This is a genomic window from Mesorhizobium sp. M0676, from assembly GCF_040320535.1.
GTDB lineage: Bacteria > Pseudomonadota > Alphaproteobacteria > Rhizobiales > Rhizobiaceae > Mesorhizobium.
Window position 1 is genome coordinate 156,991 of the sequence record NZ_JAMYPU010000002.1, and the last position, 20,687, is coordinate 177,677.

Below are 20,687 nucleotides of genomic sequence, written 5' to 3' on the forward strand. Positions count from 1 at the left end.
GAGAGCACGGCGTCCCCGGCCGGTATCAGCTCTGGAAGACGACCGGGAACCAGTCCTCGCGCAGTTTCTGGCCGGGCTTCATGTCATGGCCGGGATAGGGCGGCGAGGTACGGCCGGGGCGCTCGACATAGCGCGCATCGTCGCCGACCCAGCGCAGCGACAGCGCCCGGCGACGCGCCGCGGTCGGATTGCCGCGCGCACCATGCGCGGTGCGGAAGTCGAACAGGATGGCGTCGCCCGGCTCCATCTCCCATTCGAGCACCTTCAGCGACGGGTCCTTGTCTGGATCCGGCACGGGCAGATAATCGCCCTCGCCGGCATAGAAATTGCTGTCATCGAGCCAGCGCACCGGCAGGATCATCTTGTCCCATTTGTGCGAGCCGGCGATCAGCCGCAGCGTCGCTTCCTTGACCGGATCGATCGGAATCCAGAAGCTGACGGTCTGGGTGCCATCGACGAAGTAATACGGGATGTCCTGGTGCCAAGGCGTCGGCTTTTGCGTGCCCGGTTCCTTGACCAGCACATGGTCGTGGAAGAACTGGGCGCTGCGCGACTGCATCGCCGCTGCCGCGAGTTCCGCGGCCGGGGAATTGCGCACCACGTCGACGAATTCGGGAATGCGCTCCCAATTGCAGTAATCGTCGAAGAAGCTGCCCTTGCCGTTGGCGATGTCCGACGCCGTGGCGCTGCGGTTTTGCATGTTGCGCTCGATGCCGGCGCCGATGGTGCCGACCCAGTCCTTGAAAGCGCCGCGTATGCAGACCGCGCCGTCGCGCTGGTAGTCGGCAATCGCTGCGGCATCGATATGTCTGGCGGCCATCTCATGTCTTCCCTGTTTCGATGACCGACTATCGCAGCCGCCGCACATCGCGTAAAATAATAACTTCTCATCTCTCTTATAGTTTTAGACTATGAATCTGACCCTCACCCAGCTGCGTTACCTCGTCGCCGTCGCACGGCATGGCAGCGTCACCGCGGCCGCGCGGATGCTGAACGTCTCGCAGCCCTCGATCTCGGTGGCGATCGACAATGTCGAAGCGACGCTCGGCCAGAAACTGTTCGTGCGCCAGCGCGGCAGCGGCATCGCGCTGACCTCGTTCGGCCGCAGCGCGGTGGCGAAGGCAAAGCAGGTGCTGGCCGAAGCGGACGAACTGGTTGGGCTCGGGACGCGCGACGCCGATGTCGGGGGCGAACTTGTGCTCGGCTGTTTCGAGGATCTGGCGCCTTATTTCGCGCCGGCGCTGATCCGCGCTTTTTCGCAACGCTGCCCGGCGGTCACCGTGGTGGTCCGCGACGAGACCTTCGAGACGCTGGGCCGGCGGCTCGGCGATGCGGCAATCGATCTCGGCCTGACCTACGATCTCGGCCTGCCCTCGCACTTCGCCCGCATCCTGCTGCATGAGTTGCGGCCACACGCGCTTCTGCCGCAAGGCCACGCACTGGCCAGCCAGGCGAGCGTCAGCCTGGCGGAGCTGGCGACCCATCCCTTGATCACCACCGACCAGCCGCACAGCTGGCAGCATATGCTGGACCTGTTCCTCAGCCGCGGCCTGTCGCCGGTCTCGCAATCGACGGCGAGTTCGTTCGAACTGCAGCGCAGCATGGTCGCCAACGGCTTCGGCGTCGCGGTGAGCTACACCAGGCCTTATGGCGACAGGAGTTATGACGGGCTGCCGCTGGTCTGCAAGCCGCTGTCCGATCCGCTGCCGATGCAGCGCATCATCCTCACCCATGACACAAGGCAAAGGCTGTCGAAGGCGGCGCTGGCCTTCACGGAGGTGGCGAAGGAATGGTTTGCCAGCCACGATATTTTCACCGCCTGAGCGACAATGCGGCCGCTTGACGGGGCACGCCGCTGCTGCCACTCCAGCACGATGGAAACCATCCAGTCGAAAGCCGCACAGGGCCGCGTCGCCGACGCGCCGAGCGGCCATTGGGTCTACAAGATATTGCCGCGCTGGCTGTGGCCTTACGCGCAGCTTGCGCGCTGGGACCGGCCGATCGGCTGGCAATTGCTGCTGTGGCCCTGCTGGTGGTCGGCAGCGCTTGCGGCCAGCGCCTATCCGCGCGCAAGCGACCCGTTGCTCACATTGCTGCCGTCGCCGTGGTTCCTGTTCCTGTTCTTTGTCGGCGCCGTCGCCATGCGTGGCGCCGGCTGCACCTATAACGACATTGTCGACCAGGACATCGACAACAAGGTCGAGCGCACGCGCTCGCGGCCATTGCCGGCCGGCAAGGTGACGCGCCGCCAAGCCTGGGCGTTCCTGGTCATCCAGGCCTTGCTGGGCCTCGTCGTGCTGCTGCAGTTCAACGACTTCGCCATTCCGCTCGGCATCGTCTCGCTGGTCATCGTTGCCGTCTATCCCTTCATGAAGCGCTTCACCAACTGGCCGCAATTGGTGCTCGGGCTCGCCTTCTCCTGGGGTGCGCTGATGGGCTGGGCGGTGGAGTTCGGCGATCTCGATGGCCCGGCCGTCATGCTCTATATCGGCTCAATCCTGTGGGTGATCGGCTACGACACTATCTACGCGCATCAGGACAAGGAAGACGACGCCATTGTCGGCGTGCGCTCGACGGCGCGGCTGTTCGGCGACAACACCAAGACCTGGCTGGTCGGGCTTTATGGCGGCACGCTGGTCTGCTTCGCCATCGCCTTCGCCTCGGCGCAGGCGCCTGTGGTGGCGCTGGCCGGGCTGATCGCCGCCGGCGCCCATATGGCGCGGCAGATAGCGGTTCTGGATATCGACGATCCCGATCAGTGCCTGCGGCTGTTCAAATCCAACAACCAGGTCGGCTGGTTGATCTTCATCGGCCTGATCGGCGGTGCGCTGTGGGTAGCGCTAAAGCCGCTGGTTTAATCACCTTCTCCCCGTCACTACACGGGGAGAAGGTGGCGGCAGCCGGATGAGGGCAGCGCCCATCTTTGCAGTTGAGGTGAGATGCACAGCGGCGATATTGCGAGAAATGCCTCGGTCAGCGCCGCCCCTCATCGCCCTGCCGGGCGTTCGTCACTCGAAAAGCCAAGCAATTGGCTTTTCGTCCGCTACGCGGACCGCTCCTCAACCCCCGTATAGTGACGGGGAGAAGAAGGCTGTCGTCGGCGGTTTCGCCAATCGCCGGTCAAGCTACTCTCTCGAAATAATCTCCTGGCCGTCGATCACCAGTCTCAGCCCGAGATTGCCGGCCCTGCGGCGGGCGAGGAAGCGCGGGCGGCGCGTGGTCGAGACCCGGCCCTTGCGGCGATCCTTGGCCGGCAGCGCCTTGATGGCGGCGCCGAGCGATTCCTCAAGCGTGCGGGCAATGCCGTCGGATTCGATCAGCAGCATCTGCAGCCGGTAAGCATCGGCCCAGGCGCGCCAGTCGGCGGCGACGTCGTCGAGATCGTCGGCCACCAGCAGCGGCACCGACAGCATCGGGTCGTTGTGCAGGAGTTCGAGGGTTACCGTGACATTGCCTTGCGCATCCTCCATCGCGCGGGCGGCGACGCCGCGAAACGCGTTGGCGGGCAGCGCGATGATCGCCGGCACGCCGCTCATCTCGAGCGTGCGGCGGATGACGGCGCCGCGCTGGTCGATGGTGAAGGTAACGTCGCCATAGTCGTCGCGCGTGGCATAGCTCACCACTTGCGGCAGGCGGAATGGGTCGAGGCGCATGTTGCGCCCGGCCCAGACGGGCTTCAATACACTGTTCATCTGCTGCCTTCCTGTGTTTCTCCTGAGAGCCGCTTTCACGGATCCCACCGGGCCAGTTTTCCCGGCCTCGTTGTGTGAAACATTAGCGCGAGCTTCTGCCGCGCGGCTTAAGAAAGTCAGTTAAATTTTGCTGATCTCAGGCGATGGTTATCGGAATGAGACCAGCCACAAAATGTTGAAAGGATCAGATAACCTTACCGGGATTCATGATGCCGGCCGGATCGAAGACGGCCTTCACCCGGCGCATCAGTTCGATCGCCATTGGCGGCGCGGTGGCGATCAGTTCGTCGCGCTTCAACTGGCCGATGCCATGCTCGGCCGAGATCGAACCGTGGAAGGAGCGCACGACATCGTGCACGGCATGGTTCATGGCGTGGTAGAGGCCGAGAAACGCTTCGTCGTCACCGCCCTCCGGCCGGGAGATGTTGTAGTGCAGATTGCCGTCGCCCATATGACCGAAGCAGACCACGCGCGCCTGCGGACTGACCGAAGCCACTGCACCGGCCGCCTTTTCGATAAACGCCGGGATGGATGCCACCGGCACCGAAATATCATGCTTGATCGAAGCACCTTCGGGCTTTTGCGAATCCGGCAGCACCTCGCGGAAGTTCCAGAACGCGTCGCCCTGCGCCAGGCTGGCCGCGATCACCGCGTCGCCGACGATGCCTTGCTGGAGGCCTGCCGACAGCACTTCTTCGATCAGCCCCCTGGCGTCCTCGGCCGAACGGCCCGACGACACCTGCATCAACACATACCATGGCCAATCCTGCGCCAGCGGCCGCGTGACGCCCTGCGCATGGCGCAGCGTGAAATCATACGGACGCCGGCCGATCAGCTCGAAGGCGGTGAGTGCCGCCCCTGCCCGGTCCATCGCCAGGCTGAACAGCGAAAGCGCTGCTTCCGGCGACGACAGGCCGGCAAAGGCCACTTCGCGCCCCTTGGGCTTGGGAAACAGTTTCAGCACCGCTGCGGTGATGATGCCGAGCGTGCCTTCGGCGCCGACGAACAGGTTCTTCAGATCGTAGCCGGTGTTGTCCTTCTTCAATTTGCGCAGATCGTCGAAGACCTCGCCGGTCGGCAGCACCACTTCGACGCCGAGGCAGAGTTCGCGCGCATTGCCATAGGCAAGCACGCCGGTGCCGCCGGCATTGGACGAGAGATTGCCGCCGATCTGGCAGGACCCTTGCGCGGCGAGCGACAGCGGAAACAGCCGGTCGGTGGCATCGGCCGCTTCCTGCAGCGTCTGCAGGATAACGCCGGCCTCGACTGTTACCGTGTTGGAGAAGACGTCGATCTCGCGAATGCGGTTCAGCCGCGACAAAGAAAGCACGATCTCGCGGCCGGATGCGTCAGGCACCTGGGCGCCGACCAGCCCGGTGTTGCCGCTTTGCGGCACGACCGGCGTTCCCGTCTCGCTCGCCAACCGCATGATACGGCTCACCTCGTCGACGCTGCCGGGACGCAGCACCAAGGCGGTCCTGCCATGCCACAGACCGCGCCGCTCGGTAAGATACGGCGCAATATCGGCCTGGTCGCGCAGCGCGTATTTGTCGCCGGCGATTGCCGCGAAGCGGTCGATGAGGGTGGGGTCGAGATCGAAGGGGGAGTCGTTCATGGGCGCAAACTATGGCGCTCAGTCGAGCTTGTCACGGGGGGCAGCGGCACGAAACAGCCGATCGTTGATCGCCTCGCCGAGCCCATCGAACGGGATCGGCTCGACGGCGATCGTCGCCGCACCGCTGCGGTCGAGTTCCTGCAAATACGCGAACAGATTGCTTGCGGCTTCGCGCAAATCGCCTGACGCGGACAGGTTGCGCAAGGCGGCCGCCGCTTGCCAGCCTTCGGCGCGGTCGCCACCAAAGGCCAGCAAGGCCTCGCCTTCAGCCACACTCTGTGCATCGAGCCGCACCGATGCGCTCGGCGCATAATGCGACGCCAGCATGCCGGGTGCCTCGATGCCGGCTGTCGCGCCGCGCTGCAGCTTGATGCCGGTGACGGCCTCGATATCGGCGGCAGCGATGCCGCCTGGCCTCAGCAGCCGCACGCTGTTGCCTTCGACCTTGACGATGGTCGATTCCAGCCCGACCGGGGTGGCGCCGCCATCGACCACCAGCCGGATTTTGGCGCCGAGATCGGCCGCCACGGCTTGCGCTGTCGTCGCGCTTATCTTGCCCGAAGAGTTCGCGCTGGGCGCGGCCAGCGGGCGGCCGAGCCTGGCGATCAGCTCGCCGCCGAAGCCCCTCGGCATGCGCAGCGCGATCGTATCGAGCCCGGCGGTGACCAGCGGATGGATGCCGTTGCCGGGTCGGAGCGGCAGCACCAGCGTCAGCGGCCCCGGCCAGAACGCCTCGGCCAGCCGCTTCGAAAGCGGGTCGAAGATCGCAATGCGCTCGGCCATCGCGAGATCGGCGACATGGGCGATCAGCGGGTTGAAGCGCGGCCGGCCCTTGGCTTCGAAGATGCGGGCGACGCCGACGCCATTGGTCGCGTCGCTGGCCAGTCCATAGACGGTCTCCGTCGGGATGGCGACGACGTCGCCGCCCTCGAGCAGCGCCAACGCCTGCTCCATCGCTTCGCCGACGGATAGTATCTCAGCCACTCGCTTCACCTCACAGGCACCGGACCTAAAGCGCGTCGCGCTGAACCGGATTCATGCGACGCGCTTTAGGTCTTTGTTTTGATGCATGTCGTTCTCTCAAAACCGGGGCCACTTTTGAGCGACATGCATTAGAGCGGTTCAGCGGTTCGCTGAAACGCTCTAAGTATTTGTTTTTGCGCAATTCCGGACGGAAAGCCGCTACTCACTTTTCCTGGAATTGCTCTAATACGGCAGTGGTTTTCGGGCAAGCCGGCGTTGGCGAATTATCAATGCCTAAAATGCTACGTTTCCCTGCAAGCCGGCATCAATCCACTGGGGTTAAGGCTATTTGCGGTTAGGGCTGGCGGCTTGTCGGGCAAGGGGACGGTTTCGATGTCGATGCGTGTGCTTGGAGCGCTTGGTTTCACCCTGGCGGCGATGACCGGTGGGGCGCACGCCTCGTCGATCGTCTTTCTCGGCGTCTCGACCTCGACGCCATCAGTCATCAAGGTTGGCGGATCCGAACCGGTCAGGATCGCCTCGTCGCCATCGATCGTCGCGCTCGGCGATGCCCAGCCCGATGTGACTTATGAAAAGGTCGCGGCGATCCCCGAAAAGCCCAGGCAGGACCCGATGATCATTCGCGGCGGCATCGTCGGCCGCGCCTTCGCCGCGCCGGCTCCGGCCAGTGCGAGCACTTCAGCGCCGGCAGCGGAGACGACGGCAGAGACCGCACCAGCAGGAACTGCAACGGCATCGATCGGCAAGCCCGAGTCGCAACCGGCAGCGCCGCAGCCGGCAGCAACACCGCAGCAGCCGATCGAGGGCGTCGGCAAAGCCGAGTAGGCCATTCAGCCAAGACAGTCGGCCAAGACAGTCGGCCGATCCATTCCGCTTGACGCCGATCGACGCCCCGGCGCACGATCGGCTTGGCGGCGGCGGCCCCAATTTCGCCAATCGGGTTTGGCATGAGCGCGCCGGGTTCTAGGAGAGCGAGGGGTTATCATGAACATGACGAAATCTTTGACTATTGCCGGCCTGTTGCTGGCGTCACCTATAGGTGTCGGCGGCGCGCAGGCCGGTGACGAGCTAGGGTCCTACGTCGCGCGCATTTCCGATCGCGACCACCATGCCAGCGACGGCTATGAGCTGAGCAGCGCAGCACAGATGGTGCGGCAGGACCGTGCCAACTGGCACAAGTTCCACCGGCGCGATGCCGACGACCAGGGCGATGACTGGTTCCGCAGCAACGATGATCGCGCGTATCTGGAACGCATGCTGAAGCGCGGTGGCGCGATGAGCTCCTCGACACGGAACGCCATCGTCAATGGCGAGCCGCTGATCCAGGTCGACGTCTATTCAGACAGCGTGCATGTCAGCATTTTGGAGGACTGACGGGGTCAGCCCCGGGAGGACTGAAAACAAGACGGGCGGCGTGTGAACGCCGCCCGTCTTCGGGCTTGTCCGTCCCTTAGCCAGCTATTCTGGAAAAATCCGCGACCTGATCGGTGGCCGTGCGGATGCGAGCCAGCAGCGCCAGGCGGTTGGCGCGCACGGCCTGGTCCTCATCATTCACGAGAACGCGTTCAAAGAATGAATCAACCGGTTCACGCAACACGCTAAGCGCCAGCATGGCGGCGGAAAAGTCTTCGTTTTGAATCGCTTCGCCGGCTTCTCTCTCCGCCTGATTCACCGCCGCAAACAGCGATTTCTCGGCCTCCTCGCGAAACAGCGCCGGCTCAACAGTCGCGGCGACACGCGTTTTCTTCTTCTCCTCGGCAGCCAGAATGTTGGCCGCGCGCTTGGTGCCGGCGAGCAGGTTCTTGCCGTCCTCGGTGTCGAGGAAGTAGCCGAGCGCTTCGACGCGGCGCACGATCTGCAGGAGGTCATCCGAGTGCGGCGTGATGACGGCGTCGATGAGATCGTGGCGGGCGCCCTGATCGCGGAGATAGACTTTCAGGCGGTCGTGGAAGAAGGCGAGGAGGTCGGAGCCAATCTTCTCAAACGCGGGTACTTCCATCGGAAACTCCCGAGCACCCTTTGCCAAAAGCTCCTTGGCAAAAGTCATCTTTGGATCAATGTCGGTGCCTTCAAACCAGCGTTTTTCCGTTTCCCAGTCCATGTTCCTGGTCGAAATTAATGTAGAAGCGAGCGCGCCTGCTTTCGAGGCAAGAGGCGCATAGAGCTTCAATCTGACTCCATTCTCCAAGATTAGTCGGACCACCCCCAGAGCCGCCCTTCTCAGCGCATAGGGATCCTTCGAACCGGTCGGCTTTTCATCGATGGCCCAGAAACCGACCAACGTGTCGAGCTTGTCAGCCAGCGCGACGGCAATCGACACGGGATCGGTCGGCACGCGGTCGGACGGGCCTTGCGGCTTGTAATGCTCTTCGATAGCCGCTGCGACCGACGGATGCTCGCCCTGCAGCAGGGCATATTTGCGCCCCATGGCGCCCTGCAGTTCGGGAAACTCGCCGACCACTTCTGTCGTGAGATCGGCTTTGGCCAGCACAGCAGCACGACCGGCGAGCGCGGTAATCTCCCCCCTTGAGGGGGAGATGTCGCCGAAGGCGACAGAGGGGGTCGTCTCGCGTGGAGCGCCAACTCCCTCTTTCTTCGAGAGACCGGACGGCGTCGCGGCAGCCGGAGCGACCCCCTCTGGCCTGCCGGCCATCTCCCCCTCGAGGGGGGAGATGGACTGCGCCACTGTCGGCGCGATCTCTTGCGCCAGCCGCTTGATCCGCTCTACCCGCTCGCCTTGCGTGCCGAGCTTGGCGTGGAAGGTGACGTTGAGATGGTCGAGGCGAGCCATGCGCTGGTCGAGCGGTTTTTTCAAATCGAGCCCGAACTTTTCCGCCGATGCTTCAAGCTGCTCGAGATCGGGCAGATCGCCCTGGTCGGTGCGCCAGAAGTACAGCGCATCCGACAGGCGCGCGCGCACCACCTTGCCGTTGCCGTGCGCGATCTCCTTGCCGCCATCCTTCGCCTCGATGTTGGCGGTGAGGATGAAGCGGTTGGAGAGGTTTTCGCCGTCGCCTTGCGGACGGGTGACAAAGCATTTCTGGTTGGCGCGGATGGTCAGCCGGACCACCTCGGGCGGAATGGCAAGAAAGGCCTGTTCGAATTCGCCCATCAGCACCACCGGCCATTCGACCAGGCCCGACACTTCTTCCAGCAGCCCTTCGTCCTCGACCAGATCGAGCCCGTTGGCGAAGGTGAGGTTGCGGGCGTCGGCAAGGATGATCTCCTTGCGCCGGTCGCCGTCGAGCACGACCTTGGCCGCTTCCAGCTTGGTCACGTAATCGTCGAAGCGGCGCACGGTGATTTCACCCGGCGCCATGAAACGATGGCCATAGGTGATATTGCCCGAGCGGATGCCATCGATCTCGAAATCGACCACCACCGGCTCCTCGGTCTCCGGGCCGAAGGTGCACAGGATCGTCTGCAGCGGCCGCACCCAGCGCAGCGAACCGGGCTTGGTCGAAGCCGGCCCCCAGCGCATCGATGTCGGCCACGGGAAGCTGCGGATGATGGCCGGCACCAGTTCGGCGACGATTTCTTCCGCCGCCCTGCCCGGCTTCGAAATATGGGCGACGTAGAAATCGCCCTTCTTCGGATCGGAATGGACATGCGCCTCGGCAACCGAGGCAAGGCCTGCCTTGCGCAGAAAACCCTGCACCGCCTGGTCCGGCGCCGCCGTCGACGGCCCCTTGATCTCCTCGTGGATGTCCTTCGAGCGCGCGGTCAGGCCCCTGACATCGAGCGCCAGGCGCCGCGGCGTCCAGTATTCGCGCGCGGCGTCATAGGTCAGACCCGCCTCGACCAGACCGTCGGTCAGCATCTTCCTGAGATCGCCCGCCGCCTTGCGCTGCATGCGGGCGGGAATTTCCTCGGAGCGGAGTTCCAGCAACAAATCCGGCATCAGAGTTTCTCCACCCGCATGCCTTCTCCCTGATTGCGCGTCCTCGCGCCTCCGGCGCTGCGGTTGCGCGGCCGGGCGGGGATTTCCTCGGAGCGAAGTTCTAGCAAAAGATCAGGCATCAGAGTTTCTCCACCCGCATGCCTTCTTCCTGATTGCGCGTCCTCGCGCCTCCGGCGCTGCGGACGCGCGGCTGGGCGGGGATCTCTTCCGAGCGGAGTTCTAGAAGCAGATCAGGCATGGTCAGGCTCCCACCCTCCCCTCGATGGGGAGGGTCGGCGCGCAGCGCCGGGGTGGGGTGGCGACCTCTCAGCCGCCGATACCTTCGGCACCATCGCGCAAACGCAGGTGTGATTTTCGTTCTTCCACCGCCGCATAGATCGTATCGAGCACGGAATCCAGTTCGTTTTTGATTTCATGGTTCCAGAAGCGAATGACGCGGTAGCCTTGGCTCTCGAACCATTTCGTTCGACGCTCGTCATGGTGCTGCTGGTCATCGAAGCTGTGATGGGCACCGTCCACCTCAATGATCAGCTTCAGCCGGTGGGAGATGAAATCAGGGAAGTAAACGCCTACCGACGCCTGCCTGCGAAAATGAGTGCCTTCTACTGGAATGCGCCACAGATGCCGCCACAGGATGCGTTCCTCGTCGGTCATCGCCGCGCGAAGCCTTTGCGCAGACTGCAGCTTGAATCGATCGAGTTTTGGCATGGAACGTCGCGCTGTCACCCCCACCCGCCGCTTCGCGGCGACCTCCCCCATCTAGGGGGAGGTAAGAGGGCATAGCAACTCGGCTGACCGCTGTTTCCAGAAATTTTGACCGCCCCTGTCGGGCCGCAACCAGCCCGCCCGTCCTTGGATCAAAGATTTCCATGAACCAAACGCAGCGCTGAAGCGACCAACGCTCAGGCAGGGACCTATTGGCTGAACGACCATGAAAACGGCATCGAGACTTCTCCAGATCATCGCGCTCAGCGCCTGTTTCGCCGCGCAGGTGCATGGCGCCTTCTCGATGCCGGGCGTACGGCAGGCTATGCGGACCATGGCGGGGTCGACTGGCCCGATGTTGGCCCCAATCAACATTTCCCTCGAAATGATGAAGTGAGCCTCAGGCGGCGAGCCCGCCGGCCTGGGTCTGCAAAAATGCCTCGCCGCAGGCTTTCGCCAGATTGCGCACCCGCAGGATGTAGCTCTGCCGCTCGGTCACCGAAATCACGCCGCGCGCGTCGAGCAGGTTGAAGACGTGGCTGGCCTTGATGCACTGGTCATAGGCCGGGAAGACCATGCGGTGCATCGGCAGATTGTCGTTCGAAGCCGGGGCGCCGGCCGCGAGCAGCGCCTTGCATTCGGCTTCGGCGTCCTCGAAATGCCTGAGCAGCATGGCGGTGTTGGCATATTCGAAATTGTGCCTGGAATATTCCTGCTCGGCCTGCAGGAAGACATCGCCATAGGTGACTTTTTCGGCGCCTTCTCGGCCATTGAAGTTGAGGTCGTAGACATTGTCGACGCCCTGCACATACATGGCCAGCCGCTCCAGGCCGTAGGTCAGTTCTCCCGCCACCGGCGCGCATTCGATGCCGCAGACCTGCTGGAAATAAGTGAACTGCGACACTTCCATGCCGTCGCACCAGCACTCCCAGCCGAGCCCCCAGGCGCCAAGCGTCGGGCTTGCCCAGTCGTCCTCGACGAAGCGAATGTCGTGCAGCAACGGATCGACGCCGATCGCCTTGAGCGAGCCGAGATAGAGTTCCTGCAGGTTCGGCGGGTTGGGCTTCAGGATCACCTGGTACTGGTAATAATGCTGCAGCCGGTTGGGGTTTTCGCCGTAGCGGCCGTCCTTGGGCCGGCGCGAGGGCTGGACGTAGGCGGCGTTCCAGCCCTTGGGCCCGAGCGCGCGCAGCGTGGTGGCCGGATGGAAGGTGCCGGCGCCGACTTCCATGTCGTAAGGCTGCAGGATGACGCAGCCATAGGCGGCCCAGTAATTGTGCAGGGTCAGGATCAGCCCCTGGAACGAGCGGCTGGGATGCATATGGGCTGGACTGTCTGACGTCACGGCGGCCTCGGAAAGCGCTGAAATGATGCCATTCCCTAGTTGCCGGGCCGGTAGGCGTCAAGGCAGCGCCTATCGCCGCCTTGATGAGAGGTTGAACGCTTTGCTTCGGACTGGCCCATTGCCGGACGGTGCCGGTGGCCGTTTGCTCGCCCAGCTTCAACGACAAAGGTTCAGCCATGCAAGGCCAGTTCACCGTACGCCCCGTCACCCGAGAGGATTACGAGCAATGGCTGCCGCTGTGGGACGGCTACAATGCGTTTTACGGCCGCTCGGGCGAGACCGCCCTGCCCGGTGACATCACTGCAATGACATGGTCGCGCTTCTTCGATGCCTATGAGCCGATGCATGCGCTGGTCGCCGAGAGCGAAGGCAAGCTTCTCGGCCTTGTCCACTATCTCTACCACCGCACCACGACGGCGATTTCGCCGAACTGCTATCTGCAGGATCTCTTCACCAATGAGGCGTCGCGCGGCAAGGGCGTCGGCCGGGCACTGATCGAAGACGTCTATACCAGGGCGCAAACCGCAGGCTCCAGCCGCGTCTACTGGCTGACACACGAAACCAACCACACGGCGATGAAGCTCTACGACAAGATCGGCGATCTCTCGGGGTTCGTCGTCTACCGAAAGCTGTTCTAGAATGAGCGCCAACGCTGGGTCTGCGCCGCGTCGCTTCGCTCCTTGCTCCGCCATAGAATGACGATCGCGATAGGGCGTCTCTATCTCTTTGTTTCTGTCGCAATTCCGAACGGAAAACCGCGCACACTTTCCTGGAATTGCTCTAAGACGCCAAGCCGAAAAAACGGGGCTCAGCGAGCCCCGTTTCATCAGAAGTATGGCCCGATCACCCCTTCGGCGCTGGCGGGGTGGCCGGCTTGACCTTCGGGGTTTCCTGCGCCGTGTTGGATTCGATCGGCGGCAGGCCCTTCATCAGCTTCTGCTGCAAAATGGCAAGCACATCGGGATCCGGCTTCAGGTCGCGCGCCTGATTCCACTGGAAAGTGGCTTCGAGCTTGCGGCCGACGCGCCAATAGGCATCGCCGAGATGGTCGTTGAGCACCGGATCTTCCGGCTTGAGCGACACGGCGCGCTCCATTTCGCGCACGGCGTCGTCGAACCGGCCCATGCGGAAATAGGCCCAGCCAAGCGAATCGACGATGTAGCCGTCGCTCGGCCTGAGGTCGACGGCCTTCTGGATCATCGCCAGGCCTTCCTTGAGGTTCATGTTCATGTCGACCCAGGAATAGCCGAGATAGTTCAGCACCTGCGGTTGGTCGGGGAACAGCTCAAGCGCCTTGAGGAAGTTCGGTTCGGCCTTCGGCCATTCCTTCAGCCGCTCATAGGCGATGCCGCGCTGATAGTAGATGTTCCAGTTGGCATTGGTCGGCGTCTTCAGCACCGCGACCGCCTTGTCGTAGAGAGTGGCGGCGGAGCGGAAATCCTCCTTCGAGGCATAGACCCCGCCTAGCGCCAGATAGGCGCGCATGTCATCGGGGTGAGCTTCGACGAATGCTTTGAGATGGGCGATAGCCTCGTCGTGACGGTTGAGATCGGCAAGGTTGAGGCCGAGCTGCAGGTCGGAAAGCTCCTTCAGCGGCGAGGAGGCTGGAATGCGGCTATAGAGCGCAATGGCGCCTTCGCCGTCCTTCAGCTGCTCCGCAACGGCGGCAAGCTGCACCAAAGCGGCGTCGCTGTCGGGCTTGAGCGCGAGCGCATATTGCAGATAGAGGCGCACGAACGGCTCGCCGCCGCCGCGATTGAGCGCGATGGCGAGGTCGAGCAGGATTTCAGCGGCGCCTTCGGAGGGACTGGCGACGAAGGGCTCGATCTTGTCGCCCTTGCTGATCCTGTCGCGAAGCGCCTGGATGTCCAGCTTGCCGGGCGCGAACGCCTCGGCCTTGTCGAGCACGTAGAGCGCCTTGTTCTTGTTGCCCTTGCGCGCCAGGAAAGACGCGTAGGCCTGGGCGTTGCGCATCCATGTCTCGGGCGCGGCACCGCCGGCCGTGACGTCGGTCAGGGTCGCGTCATAAAGCGCGTCGGCCTTGTCCGACAGGCCTGCGGCATCGGCGATCAGCGCGCGGTGGAAGGACTTGAACAGGCCGAACCAGTCAGGCCCCTGCAGTTTGTCGATCGAGGCCATCGCCCCGGTGGGGTCGCCGGCGCCCTCTTGTGCCCAGCCGGACATGACGCCGGAAATCAGCCGGTCGAGATCGGATTCGAGCGACAGCTTGAGCCAGTACTGCGCCTTGGTGAAATCCTTCTTGTGGAAGGAATCGACCGCCAGAGCCAGACGCGAGAAGCGCTCGACGTCGGGAACTGCCTTGAGGTTGTCGGCATAGACCAGCGATTCCTCGAAGCGGCCTTGCGCGATCAGCGACAGCATCAGGCTTTGCTGCAGCGAGGTGTCGCCGGGATTGAAGGCGAGCGCCTGCTTGTAATAAGCGATGGCATTGTCGAGGTCGTTGTCGCCTTCGGCGATGCGGGCGGCGAGATAGGCGCCCGAGAAGGAGGTGATCTTGACCGGGTCGGTCGATTCCTTGGCGTAGGCAGGCAGCGGAGAAATCGCCATCCCTGCCATAATTGCCAGCCCCGCGAGCCAGCGCGCACGTCCTTGCCGCATCGTATCCCTTTCAGCCAAGCGCCATCCCGCGTCGGCGCGGAGAAGCCATAGACTCGATGTTTCCTGACAAAGCATGGCCTTTTTGGGGTCAGGCTTCAATCCGGGCCGAATTCACAATCGGGTCACCCGATTAACAAACCATGGCGACGCACAACACTGTGGATCGGGATAATAGCAGATCGGGGTTGGGAGCTACAGCCTGACATCGCGATATCCGCTTGCTGCCACAGCGGTGCACAGGCCGGCCCATTCGCACCCCTGGCAGGCCTCACGCGTCACACCGGCTGAAAAGGCCGCGCGCAAGCCGGCAAGCGTTGCCGCGTCGAGGCTGAGACGGACGCCGGCCCGGATCGGCCGGGTCAGCAGTTTGCCGACATCGCGTGCTGCCAGTTCGTCCCGGCCGGCGGCGCTTACGCGCAAACAGTGGGGCTCGGCCTCGCCGAGCAGCGGCTGGCAGATGTCGTCGGGGCCGGAGACGATCAGGATCTCCTCGCCCCGGCCAAGACGTTTCGCGATCGCGTCATAATTGGCGACGAATGCTGCGCTGTACCCTTTGCCGACATAGGTCAGCAGGCAAAGAAGATGATGGGAGCGCAGCCTGACCGTCATTGGTTTTAGGACGCGGTTGCGGCCGGGTCCGCCTTGCCCGAAAACAGCTTGAGCGTCGCGGCGCCGAGCGCCGATTTCAGCAGGCCGCCGATGAGGAAGGGGAGGAAACCGAAGGTGATGGCCTGTTCGAGGCCGATCGTGGCGGCGAGCCAAGCCGTGCCGAGAACCAGGCAGGCGAGATTGCCGAGGACCATGGCGGCGAAGGCGAGCAGCACGCGGCTGCCGTTCCAGCCGCGTTCGGCCAGCCAGCCGACAAGCGCGCCGACAAGCGGGAAGGCGAAGAGATAGCCGCCCGTTGGCCCGGCAAAGTGCTGGATGCCGGCGGCGCCGCCCGATAGCACCGGGAAGCCCACGGCACCCTCGACGAGCCAGGCGGCGATGGTGATGGCGCCAAGCCGCCAGCCATAGAGCGCGCCGATCAGCGTCACGGCGAAGGTCTGCATGGTGACCGGCACCGGCACCATCGGCACCTCGATCTGGGACAACAGCGCCAGAAACAGCGTGCCGAGGACGACGGCCGCGGCCTGCCAGCTATGCGAGCGGGTTTGCAGGCGCAACGGGCTGAAGGACGGCTTGGACGGCGAAAAGGCGATGTCGGTCATGGCGGCTTCCCTGGCTGGTTTGAATTATAGATAATTTTGTTGTTCGATCTATTATCGAATCCATATTTGCGCGGGAATGGCAACCCTCGCCCCTAAAAAGGCTTGGGCTTGCGTGCCGAATAAAGGACATTTGGAAAAGCTGGCGGGACAGCACCCCCCTCTGGCCTGCCGGCCATCTCCCCCGCAAGTGGGGAGATCGGATGTCGCCTTTGCTTTCGCCAATGGCCGACGTTGCAGGACTGACGCAACGGCAAAGCTGTTGATCTCCCCCTTGCGGGGAGATGTCCGGCAGGACAGAGGGGGGTGTGAAGGATCGCTACGCGCGGAATCCGACGACTTGTCCCTTCGTCCCTACCCGACGATGGCAAACGCTTCGCGCATCTTGCCCGACGCGGTCTCGACTGGTTTCTGGCCGATCCACTGCACGTGCCGGCCAAGCGTGGCGGCGGCCGATTCGGTGTTGCCCTGCCGCAGCGCGCTCAGGATCGCGCGATGATCCTGGTCGGTGCGGATTTCCCATTCCGAGCGCCATGCGGCGAACAGGAAGCGGGCGCTTGCGGCGTGCAAATCGTCGATGGTGGCGATGAGCCGCGGCATGCCGCAGGGCGCCAGGATCAGCCGGTGGAAGGTGCGGTTGGCCTCCTCCCAAGAGCGGACATCGCGGGATTTGTCGCCGGCCTTTGTGGCTTCTTCGGCAAGATTGAGAATGGAAGCCGTCAAATGCGGCGCGGCATGGCGCAGCGCCAGCACTTCGAGGGCTGCGCGCATTTCGGCGACTTCCCTGACTTCGCCGAGGTCGAAGGCGGCGACGCGTACGCCCCGCCTGGGCTCACTGGCCGCCAGCCCTTGCGCCTCCAGGCGCCGAAAGGCCTCGCGCACCGGGACATGGCTGGTCTGGAATTCCTCGGCGATGTGATCCTGCCGCAGCCGGGCGCCGGGTTCGATCGCACCCGATATGATGCGATCCGCCAGCACCTTGCTGATGCGCACGGCGATGGTGTCGTCTGCGGTCTTTGCCATATTTTATAGATAATTTGCGCCGCAACCGATTGTCGAGCGGTGATTGCCCGATTTTGCGTGCAATCTTGCTTTGGCGCCAGGCGCGGGTCAGTTCACCCGGCTGATGCAGAAGTCGATGACGTCGATCAGCGCCGATTTCTGCGGCGTCGCTTCCAGCGGCGCCAGCGCGTCGCGGGCGATCTCGCCGAAATGGCGGGCGCGGCCGATGGTGTCGGCAATGGCGCCATGGCGGGTCATCAGACCGATCGCCTTTTCCAGGCCGGCATCGTCGGTGACATTGTCCTCGATGGCGCGCTTCCAGAAGGTGCGCTCGGCCTTGGTGCCGCGCCGGTAGGCGAGGATGACCGGCAGCGTCACCTTGCCTTCGCGGAAATCGTCGCCGACATTCTTGCCCAGCTCCTGGCTGGAGCCGCCGTAATCCAGCGCATCGTCGATGAGCTGGAAGGCAAGGCCGAGATTCATGCCGTAGGAGCGCAATGCGGCGCGATCGTTGCGCGTCGCCGATGCGATGACCGGACCGACCTCGGCGGCAGCCGAGAACAGCGCCGCGGTCTTGGCCTTGATGACCGCGAAATGCTCGTCCTCGGTGGTATCCAGGTTCTTGGCGGCGGCCAGCTGCATCACCTCGCCCTCGGCGATGATCGAGGCGGCGCTGGACAGGATGTCGAGCGCTTCCAGCGAACCGACATCGACCATCATGCGAAAAGCCTGGCCGAGCAGGAAATCGCCGACCAGCACGCTCGCCTGGTTGCCCCAGATCATGCGGGCGGTCTTTTTGCCGCGCCGCATGCCGCTCTCGTCGACGACATCGTCATGGAGCAGCGTGGCGGTGTGCATGAACTCGACCGCGGTGGCGAGCTTGACGTGACCCTCGCCGGAATAGCCGAACATCTGGGCCGCCGCGAGCGTCAGCATCGGCCGCAGCCTTTTGCCGCCCGACGAGATCAGATGATTGGCGACCTCCGGGATCATCTCGACGTCGGAGCCGGCCTTGGACAGGATCAGTTTGTTGACGCGCCCCATATCGGCTGCTGTCAGGTCGATGAGATCCTTGATGGAGGCGGGTTCCCGCTTCCCGTTTTCGATGTTGAGAACGACACCCACCAACAAACACTCCCGTCTTTGATCACGCGTGCGACGGCACCCCTGGTCCCGCCTGGGACTCTAGGGCGGCACATACGGGCACGGCAAGAGGCGAATTGGCGCGGCTGCGGTGACGGCGTGTCAACCTTAGCGACCGCATGCCGTTGCCCGAAAACCGCTCCACACTTTTCGGCGCCATGCTCCAGCGTTTACATCAACGCTGCAACCTGCGAACTTCGTCCGATGATAGAACTCGTGCGCACCAACGATGCCGTGATCATCTCCTTTGTCGAATCGCTGATGCGCGATGCCGGGATTGCCTGCTTCGTCGCCGACCAGAACATGAGCATTCTCGAAGGGTCGATTGGTCTTTTGCAGAAGCGCGTGATGGTCGATGCCGACCAGGCCGATCAGGCGCGGCGCATCTTGAAAGACGCCGGCATCGAGAACGAAATCCGCCAGACATAATGGCTGAAGCGAGCGGGCTTACCAGCGATACGCCGCCCCACACGGTGGATGCCTTCCATCGCGGCCGCTTCTGGCTGGTCCAGCCCAGGACAGGGCATCGCGCCGGGATGGATGCCATGATGCTGGCGGCAGCAGTTTCATCCGGCTTTTCTGGACGCCTCGCCGATTTCGGCGCCGGCGCCGGTGCGGCGGGTCTCGCCGTGCTGTCGCGCTGCCCAGAGGCGCAGGTCGTGCTCGTCGAACGGTCGACCGAGATGGCAGGCTTCGCCACAACCACGCTCGCCCATCCCGGCAATGCGCATCTCGGCAATCGCGCCTCGGTGCTGACCGCCGACGTCACGCTGTCGGGCCGGGCGCGGACGCAAGCCGGCCTTGCCGACAATTCCTTCGATTTCGTCATCATGAACCCGCCCTTCAACGCGGCGCAAGACCGCGCCACGCCCGATCCGCTGCGGCGGCAGGCGCATGTGATGGAACAGGGGCTGTTCGAAAGCTGGATCCGGAGTGCGGCTGCCGTCGCCAAGCCGCGCGGGGGCCTGGCCGTCATTGCGCGGCCGGAACAGCTTGGCGACCTCCTCCATGCGCTGTCGGGCCGCTTCGGCGACGCCGAGATGCTGGCCGTGCATCCGCGCCCGGAAGCAGCCGCAATCCGCATTGTCGTCAGGGCAGCGCTCGGCGCGCGCGGCAAGCTGTCGATCCGCCCGCCTTTGATGCTGCATGGGCAAACGGGCGACGGCCCGTCGGAACGAACCGAGATGATCAACAACGGACTGGGGTCGCTGTTTGGCGATTGATTTAGGCCCGTCAGTGTCGTTGCCGCAAAACCGGCACACAGTTGGCTGAGATGGATTGCAGCATTGCCGTTGACCGGCAAATCCCTACATGCGTTGAAGCCATTTGGAGACAGCCACCTCGTGAAACGCCTTTTCAACCGCCTGCTGCCGAAATCCTGGCGATCCAGCGTCATCACCATTCCCGTCATCAGGCTGCATGGCACCATCATGGCCGGCGGCGGCCCGTTCCGGCCGAGCCTGTCCTTGGCGTCCACCGCCGCCCTCATCGAAAAGGCGTTCCTGTTCGATGCGCCCGCCGTCGCCATTTCGATCAATTCGCCTGGCGGCTCGCCGGTGCAGTCGCGGCTGATCTTCAAGCGCATCCGCGACCTCGCGGTCGAGAAGAACAAAAAGGTGCTGGTCTTCGTCGAGGATGTGGCGGCCTCGGGCGGCTACATGATCGCGGTCGCCGGCGACGAGATCTTTGCCGATCCGTCCTCCATCGTCGGTTCGATTGGTGTCGTCTCGGCCTCGTTTGGCTTTCCCGAGTTGATGAAGAAGATCGGTGTCGAGCGCCGTGTCCACACCGCCGGCCAGAACAAGGCGGTGCTCGACCCGTTCAAGCCGGAAAAGAGGGAAGACGTCGAGCGCCTGAAGGCGCTGCAGCTGGAAGTGCACGAGACCTTCATCGACCTGGTCAGGGAACGCCGTGGCACCAAGCTGAAGGACGATCCGGACCTGTTCACCGGCCTGTTCTGGACCGGCAAGAAAGGGCTGGAGCTTGGCCTCGTCGATGCGTTGAGCGACATGCGCACGGTACTGAAAACCCGCTTCGGCGCGAAAACCCAGCTCAGGCTGGTCACCGCGCCGCGTGGCCTGTTTGGCCGCATCGGCCTGTTCGGCTCGAACTTTTCAGCGCCCGATATTGCCGCCGCCGCCGCAAGCGGCGTGATCGATGCGGCGGAAGAGCGCGCATTGTGGGCGCGCTTCGGGCTTTGAAAAAGCGGGGAAAGCGTCTAGCATGAGGGCTTGACAGTCTGCCTTGCCGTCTTGCGAGGGAGGAGCTTTGAAATGCCACAGATCATTTTCTTCGCAGTTGTCGGCGCAGCCGCTTATTTCGGCTACCGCACCTTCGTCCGCGAGGCCGAACGTGTGACCGCCAAGGTGCGGCGCACCGAAAAGCAGGCAGCCAACGGCACCAACGGCACGCTGGTCCAGGATCCCAAGACCGGCGAATACCGCCTGGCCAAGGACTGAGCATCATCCCGTCA

The 20,687-nt window shown here is 63.7% G+C and carries 21 protein-coding genes; 9 read left to right on the forward strand and 12 right to left on the reverse strand.

Going from position 1 to position 20,687, the window contains the following annotated elements:
- Positions 1-25: 25 nt before the first annotated feature.
- Positions 26-820 (reverse strand): phytanoyl-CoA dioxygenase family protein, encoded by a 795-nt coding sequence (locus tag NKI35_RS02810; protein ID WP_023752609.1) that lies wholly within the window; start codon positions 818-820, stop codon positions 26-28.
- A gap of 91 nt (positions 821-911) precedes the next feature.
- Between NKI35_RS02810 and NKI35_RS02815 the strand changes: the two genes are divergently transcribed.
- Together NKI35_RS02815 and ubiA are read left to right on the forward strand one after the other, a co-directional pair.
- Positions 912-1,823 carry a LysR family transcriptional regulator gene (locus tag NKI35_RS02815; protein WP_023668455.1) on the forward strand — a complete coding sequence of 304 codons (912 nt, stop codon included), beginning with the start codon at positions 912-914 and terminating at the stop codon, positions 1,821-1,823.
- Positions 1,824-1,874: 51 nt separating this feature from the next.
- Positions 1,875-2,858, forward strand: a complete 984-nt coding sequence (gene ubiA / locus NKI35_RS02820; protein ID WP_352738675.1) for a 4-hydroxybenzoate octaprenyltransferase — start codon at positions 1,875-1,877, stop codon at positions 2,856-2,858.
- Positions 2,859-3,125: 267 nt separating this feature from the next.
- Here the strand turns inward: ubiA and NKI35_RS02825 are convergent, their stop codons facing one another.
- From NKI35_RS02825 to NKI35_RS02835, 3 genes are all read right to left on the reverse strand, one after another.
- A complete protein-coding gene (locus NKI35_RS02825) occupies positions 3,126-3,692 on the reverse strand; it encodes a DUF6101 family protein (RefSeq protein ID WP_023668457.1) in 567 nt (188 codons plus the stop codon).
- A gap of 184 nt (positions 3,693-3,876) precedes the next feature.
- Positions 3,877-5,307: an FAD-binding oxidoreductase gene (locus NKI35_RS02830; protein ID WP_023731336.1), complete on the reverse strand. Its 1,431-nt coding sequence runs from the start codon at positions 5,305-5,307 to the stop codon at positions 3,877-3,879.
- 18 nt (positions 5,308-5,325) lie between these two features.
- The gene (locus NKI35_RS02835; RefSeq protein WP_031193423.1) at positions 5,326-6,291 is read right to left on the reverse strand and encodes an L-threonylcarbamoyladenylate synthase; all 966 of its coding nucleotides are present in this window, start codon (positions 6,289-6,291) and stop codon (positions 5,326-5,328) included.
- 372 nt (positions 6,292-6,663) lie between these two features.
- On the opposite strand from NKI35_RS02835, the gene NKI35_RS02840 reads away from it, so the two are divergent.
- Together NKI35_RS02840 and NKI35_RS02845 are read left to right on the forward strand one after the other, a co-directional pair.
- Positions 6,664-7,116, forward strand: a complete 453-nt coding sequence (locus NKI35_RS02840) for a hypothetical protein (RefSeq protein WP_352738437.1) — start codon at positions 6,664-6,666, stop codon at positions 7,114-7,116.
- A 159-nt stretch (positions 7,117-7,275) separates the two neighbouring features.
- Positions 7,276-7,665 carry a hypothetical protein gene (locus NKI35_RS02845; protein ID WP_023668461.1) on the forward strand — a complete coding sequence of 130 codons (390 nt, stop codon included), beginning with the start codon at positions 7,276-7,278 and terminating at the stop codon, positions 7,663-7,665.
- A 76-nt stretch (positions 7,666-7,741) separates the two neighbouring features.
- On the opposite strand, the gene glyS is transcribed toward NKI35_RS02845, so the two are convergent.
- From glyS to NKI35_RS02860, 3 genes are all read right to left on the reverse strand, one after another.
- Positions 7,742-10,192, reverse strand: coding sequence for a glycine--tRNA ligase subunit beta (gene glyS / locus NKI35_RS02850; protein ID WP_352738439.1), 2,451 nt, complete (start codon positions 10,190-10,192; stop codon positions 7,742-7,744).
- Between the two features lie 306 nt (positions 10,193-10,498).
- Complete coding sequence (locus NKI35_RS02855; RefSeq protein WP_023668463.1) at positions 10,499-10,900, reverse strand: endonuclease domain-containing protein; 402 nt, start codon at positions 10,898-10,900, stop codon at positions 10,499-10,501.
- Between the two features lie 397 nt (positions 10,901-11,297).
- Positions 11,298-12,242 carry a glycine--tRNA ligase subunit alpha gene (locus NKI35_RS02860; protein WP_023687115.1) on the reverse strand — a complete coding sequence of 315 codons (945 nt, stop codon included), beginning with the start codon at positions 12,240-12,242 and terminating at the stop codon, positions 11,298-11,300.
- A 176-nt stretch (positions 12,243-12,418) separates the two neighbouring features.
- On the opposite strand from NKI35_RS02860, the gene NKI35_RS02865 reads away from it, so the two are divergent.
- Positions 12,419-12,880 (forward strand): GNAT family N-acetyltransferase, encoded by a 462-nt coding sequence (locus NKI35_RS02865; protein ID WP_023687114.1) that lies wholly within the window; start codon positions 12,419-12,421, stop codon positions 12,878-12,880.
- Positions 12,881-13,085: 205 nt separating this feature from the next.
- On the opposite strand, the gene NKI35_RS02870 is transcribed toward NKI35_RS02865, so the two are convergent.
- The 5 genes from NKI35_RS02870 to NKI35_RS02890 all read right to left on the reverse strand — a co-directional run bounded on the left by NKI35_RS02870 (position 13,086) and on the right by NKI35_RS02890 (position 18,196).
- Positions 13,086-14,861: a tetratricopeptide repeat protein gene (locus NKI35_RS02870; protein ID WP_352738677.1), complete on the reverse strand. Its 1,776-nt coding sequence runs from the start codon at positions 14,859-14,861 to the stop codon at positions 13,086-13,088.
- 192 nt (positions 14,862-15,053) lie between these two features.
- On the reverse strand, positions 15,054-15,470 hold the full coding sequence (locus tag NKI35_RS02875; protein ID WP_352537924.1) for a DUF1284 domain-containing protein: 417 nt from the start codon (positions 15,468-15,470) through the stop codon (positions 15,054-15,056).
- Positions 15,471-15,475: 5 nt separating this feature from the next.
- Positions 15,476-16,072, reverse strand: a complete 597-nt coding sequence (locus NKI35_RS02880; RefSeq protein ID WP_352738443.1) for a biotin transporter BioY — start codon at positions 16,070-16,072, stop codon at positions 15,476-15,478.
- Between the two features lie 351 nt (positions 16,073-16,423).
- On the reverse strand, positions 16,424-17,092 hold the full coding sequence (locus NKI35_RS02885) for a GntR family transcriptional regulator (protein WP_352738445.1): 669 nt from the start codon (positions 17,090-17,092) through the stop codon (positions 16,424-16,426).
- A gap of 87 nt (positions 17,093-17,179) precedes the next feature.
- Positions 17,180-18,196, reverse strand: coding sequence for a polyprenyl synthetase family protein (locus NKI35_RS02890; RefSeq protein WP_023668471.1), 1,017 nt, complete (start codon positions 18,194-18,196; stop codon positions 17,180-17,182).
- Between the two features lie 222 nt (positions 18,197-18,418).
- Between NKI35_RS02890 and NKI35_RS02895 the strand changes: the two genes are divergently transcribed.
- The 4 genes from NKI35_RS02895 (at position 18,419) to NKI35_RS02910 (ending at position 20,673) form a co-directional block, all read left to right on the forward strand.
- Positions 18,419-18,643 (forward strand): putative signal transducing protein, encoded by a 225-nt coding sequence (locus NKI35_RS02895; RefSeq protein ID WP_023692106.1) that lies wholly within the window; start codon positions 18,419-18,421, stop codon positions 18,641-18,643.
- Positions 18,643-19,437 carry a tRNA1(Val) (adenine(37)-N6)-methyltransferase gene (locus NKI35_RS02900; protein WP_352738448.1) on the forward strand — a complete coding sequence of 265 codons (795 nt, stop codon included), beginning with the start codon at positions 18,643-18,645 and terminating at the stop codon, positions 19,435-19,437. The genes NKI35_RS02895 and NKI35_RS02900 overlap by 1 nt, the downstream gene beginning before the upstream one ends.
- A 120-nt stretch (positions 19,438-19,557) precedes the next feature.
- Positions 19,558-20,415, forward strand: coding sequence for a S49 family peptidase (locus NKI35_RS02905; protein WP_352738451.1), 858 nt, complete (start codon positions 19,558-19,560; stop codon positions 20,413-20,415).
- 72 nt (positions 20,416-20,487) lie between these two features.
- On the forward strand, positions 20,488-20,673 hold the full coding sequence (locus NKI35_RS02910) for a membrane protein (protein ID WP_023668475.1): 186 nt from the start codon (positions 20,488-20,490) through the stop codon (positions 20,671-20,673).
- Positions 20,674-20,687: the final 14 nt, after the last annotated feature.

Bases quoted from the DNA above. Each gene is read 5' to 3' on its own strand.
- NKI35_RS02855 (WP_023668463.1), bottom strand. From the start codon at position 10,900: ATGCCAAAACTCGATCGATTCAAGCTGCAGTCTGCGCAAAGGCTTCGC.
- NKI35_RS02840 (WP_352738437.1), top strand. From the start codon at position 6,664: ATGTCGATGCGTGTGCTTGGAGCGCTTGGTTTCACCCTGGCGGCGATG.
- NKI35_RS02870 (WP_352738677.1), bottom strand. From the start codon at position 14,861: ATGCGGCAAGGACGTGCGCGCTGGCTCGCGGGGCTGGCAATTATGGCA.
- NKI35_RS02895 (WP_023692106.1), top strand. From the start codon at position 18,419: ATGATAGAACTCGTGCGCACCAACGATGCCGTGATCATCTCCTTTGTC.
- ubiA (WP_352738675.1), top strand. From the start codon at position 1,875: ATGGAAACCATCCAGTCGAAAGCCGCACAGGGCCGCGTCGCCGACGCG.
- NKI35_RS02885 (WP_352738445.1), bottom strand. From the start codon at position 17,092: ATGGCAAAGACCGCAGACGACACCATCGCCGTGCGCATCAGCAAGGTG.
- NKI35_RS02880 (WP_352738443.1), bottom strand. From the start codon at position 16,072: ATGACCGACATCGCCTTTTCGCCGTCCAAGCCGTCCTTCAGCCCGTTG.
- NKI35_RS02875 (WP_352537924.1), bottom strand. From the start codon at position 15,470: ATGACGGTCAGGCTGCGCTCCCATCATCTTCTTTGCCTGCTGACCTAT.
- NKI35_RS02810 (WP_023752609.1), bottom strand. From the start codon at position 820: ATGGCCGCCAGACATATCGATGCCGCAGCGATTGCCGACTACCAGCGC.
- glyS (WP_352738439.1), bottom strand. From the start codon at position 10,192: ATGCCGGATTTGTTGCTGGAACTCCGCTCCGAGGAAATTCCCGCCCGC.
- NKI35_RS02815 (WP_023668455.1), top strand. From the start codon at position 912: ATGAATCTGACCCTCACCCAGCTGCGTTACCTCGTCGCCGTCGCACGG.
- NKI35_RS02865 (WP_023687114.1), top strand. From the start codon at position 12,419: ATGCAAGGCCAGTTCACCGTACGCCCCGTCACCCGAGAGGATTACGAG.
- NKI35_RS02900 (WP_352738448.1), top strand. From the start codon at position 18,643: ATGGCTGAAGCGAGCGGGCTTACCAGCGATACGCCGCCCCACACGGTG.
- NKI35_RS02825 (WP_023668457.1), bottom strand. From the start codon at position 3,692: ATGAACAGTGTATTGAAGCCCGTCTGGGCCGGGCGCAACATGCGCCTC.
- NKI35_RS02830 (WP_023731336.1), bottom strand. From the start codon at position 5,307: ATGAACGACTCCCCCTTCGATCTCGACCCCACCCTCATCGACCGCTTC.
- NKI35_RS02845 (WP_023668461.1), top strand. From the start codon at position 7,276: ATGAACATGACGAAATCTTTGACTATTGCCGGCCTGTTGCTGGCGTCA.
- NKI35_RS02910 (WP_023668475.1), top strand. From the start codon at position 20,488: ATGCCACAGATCATTTTCTTCGCAGTTGTCGGCGCAGCCGCTTATTTC.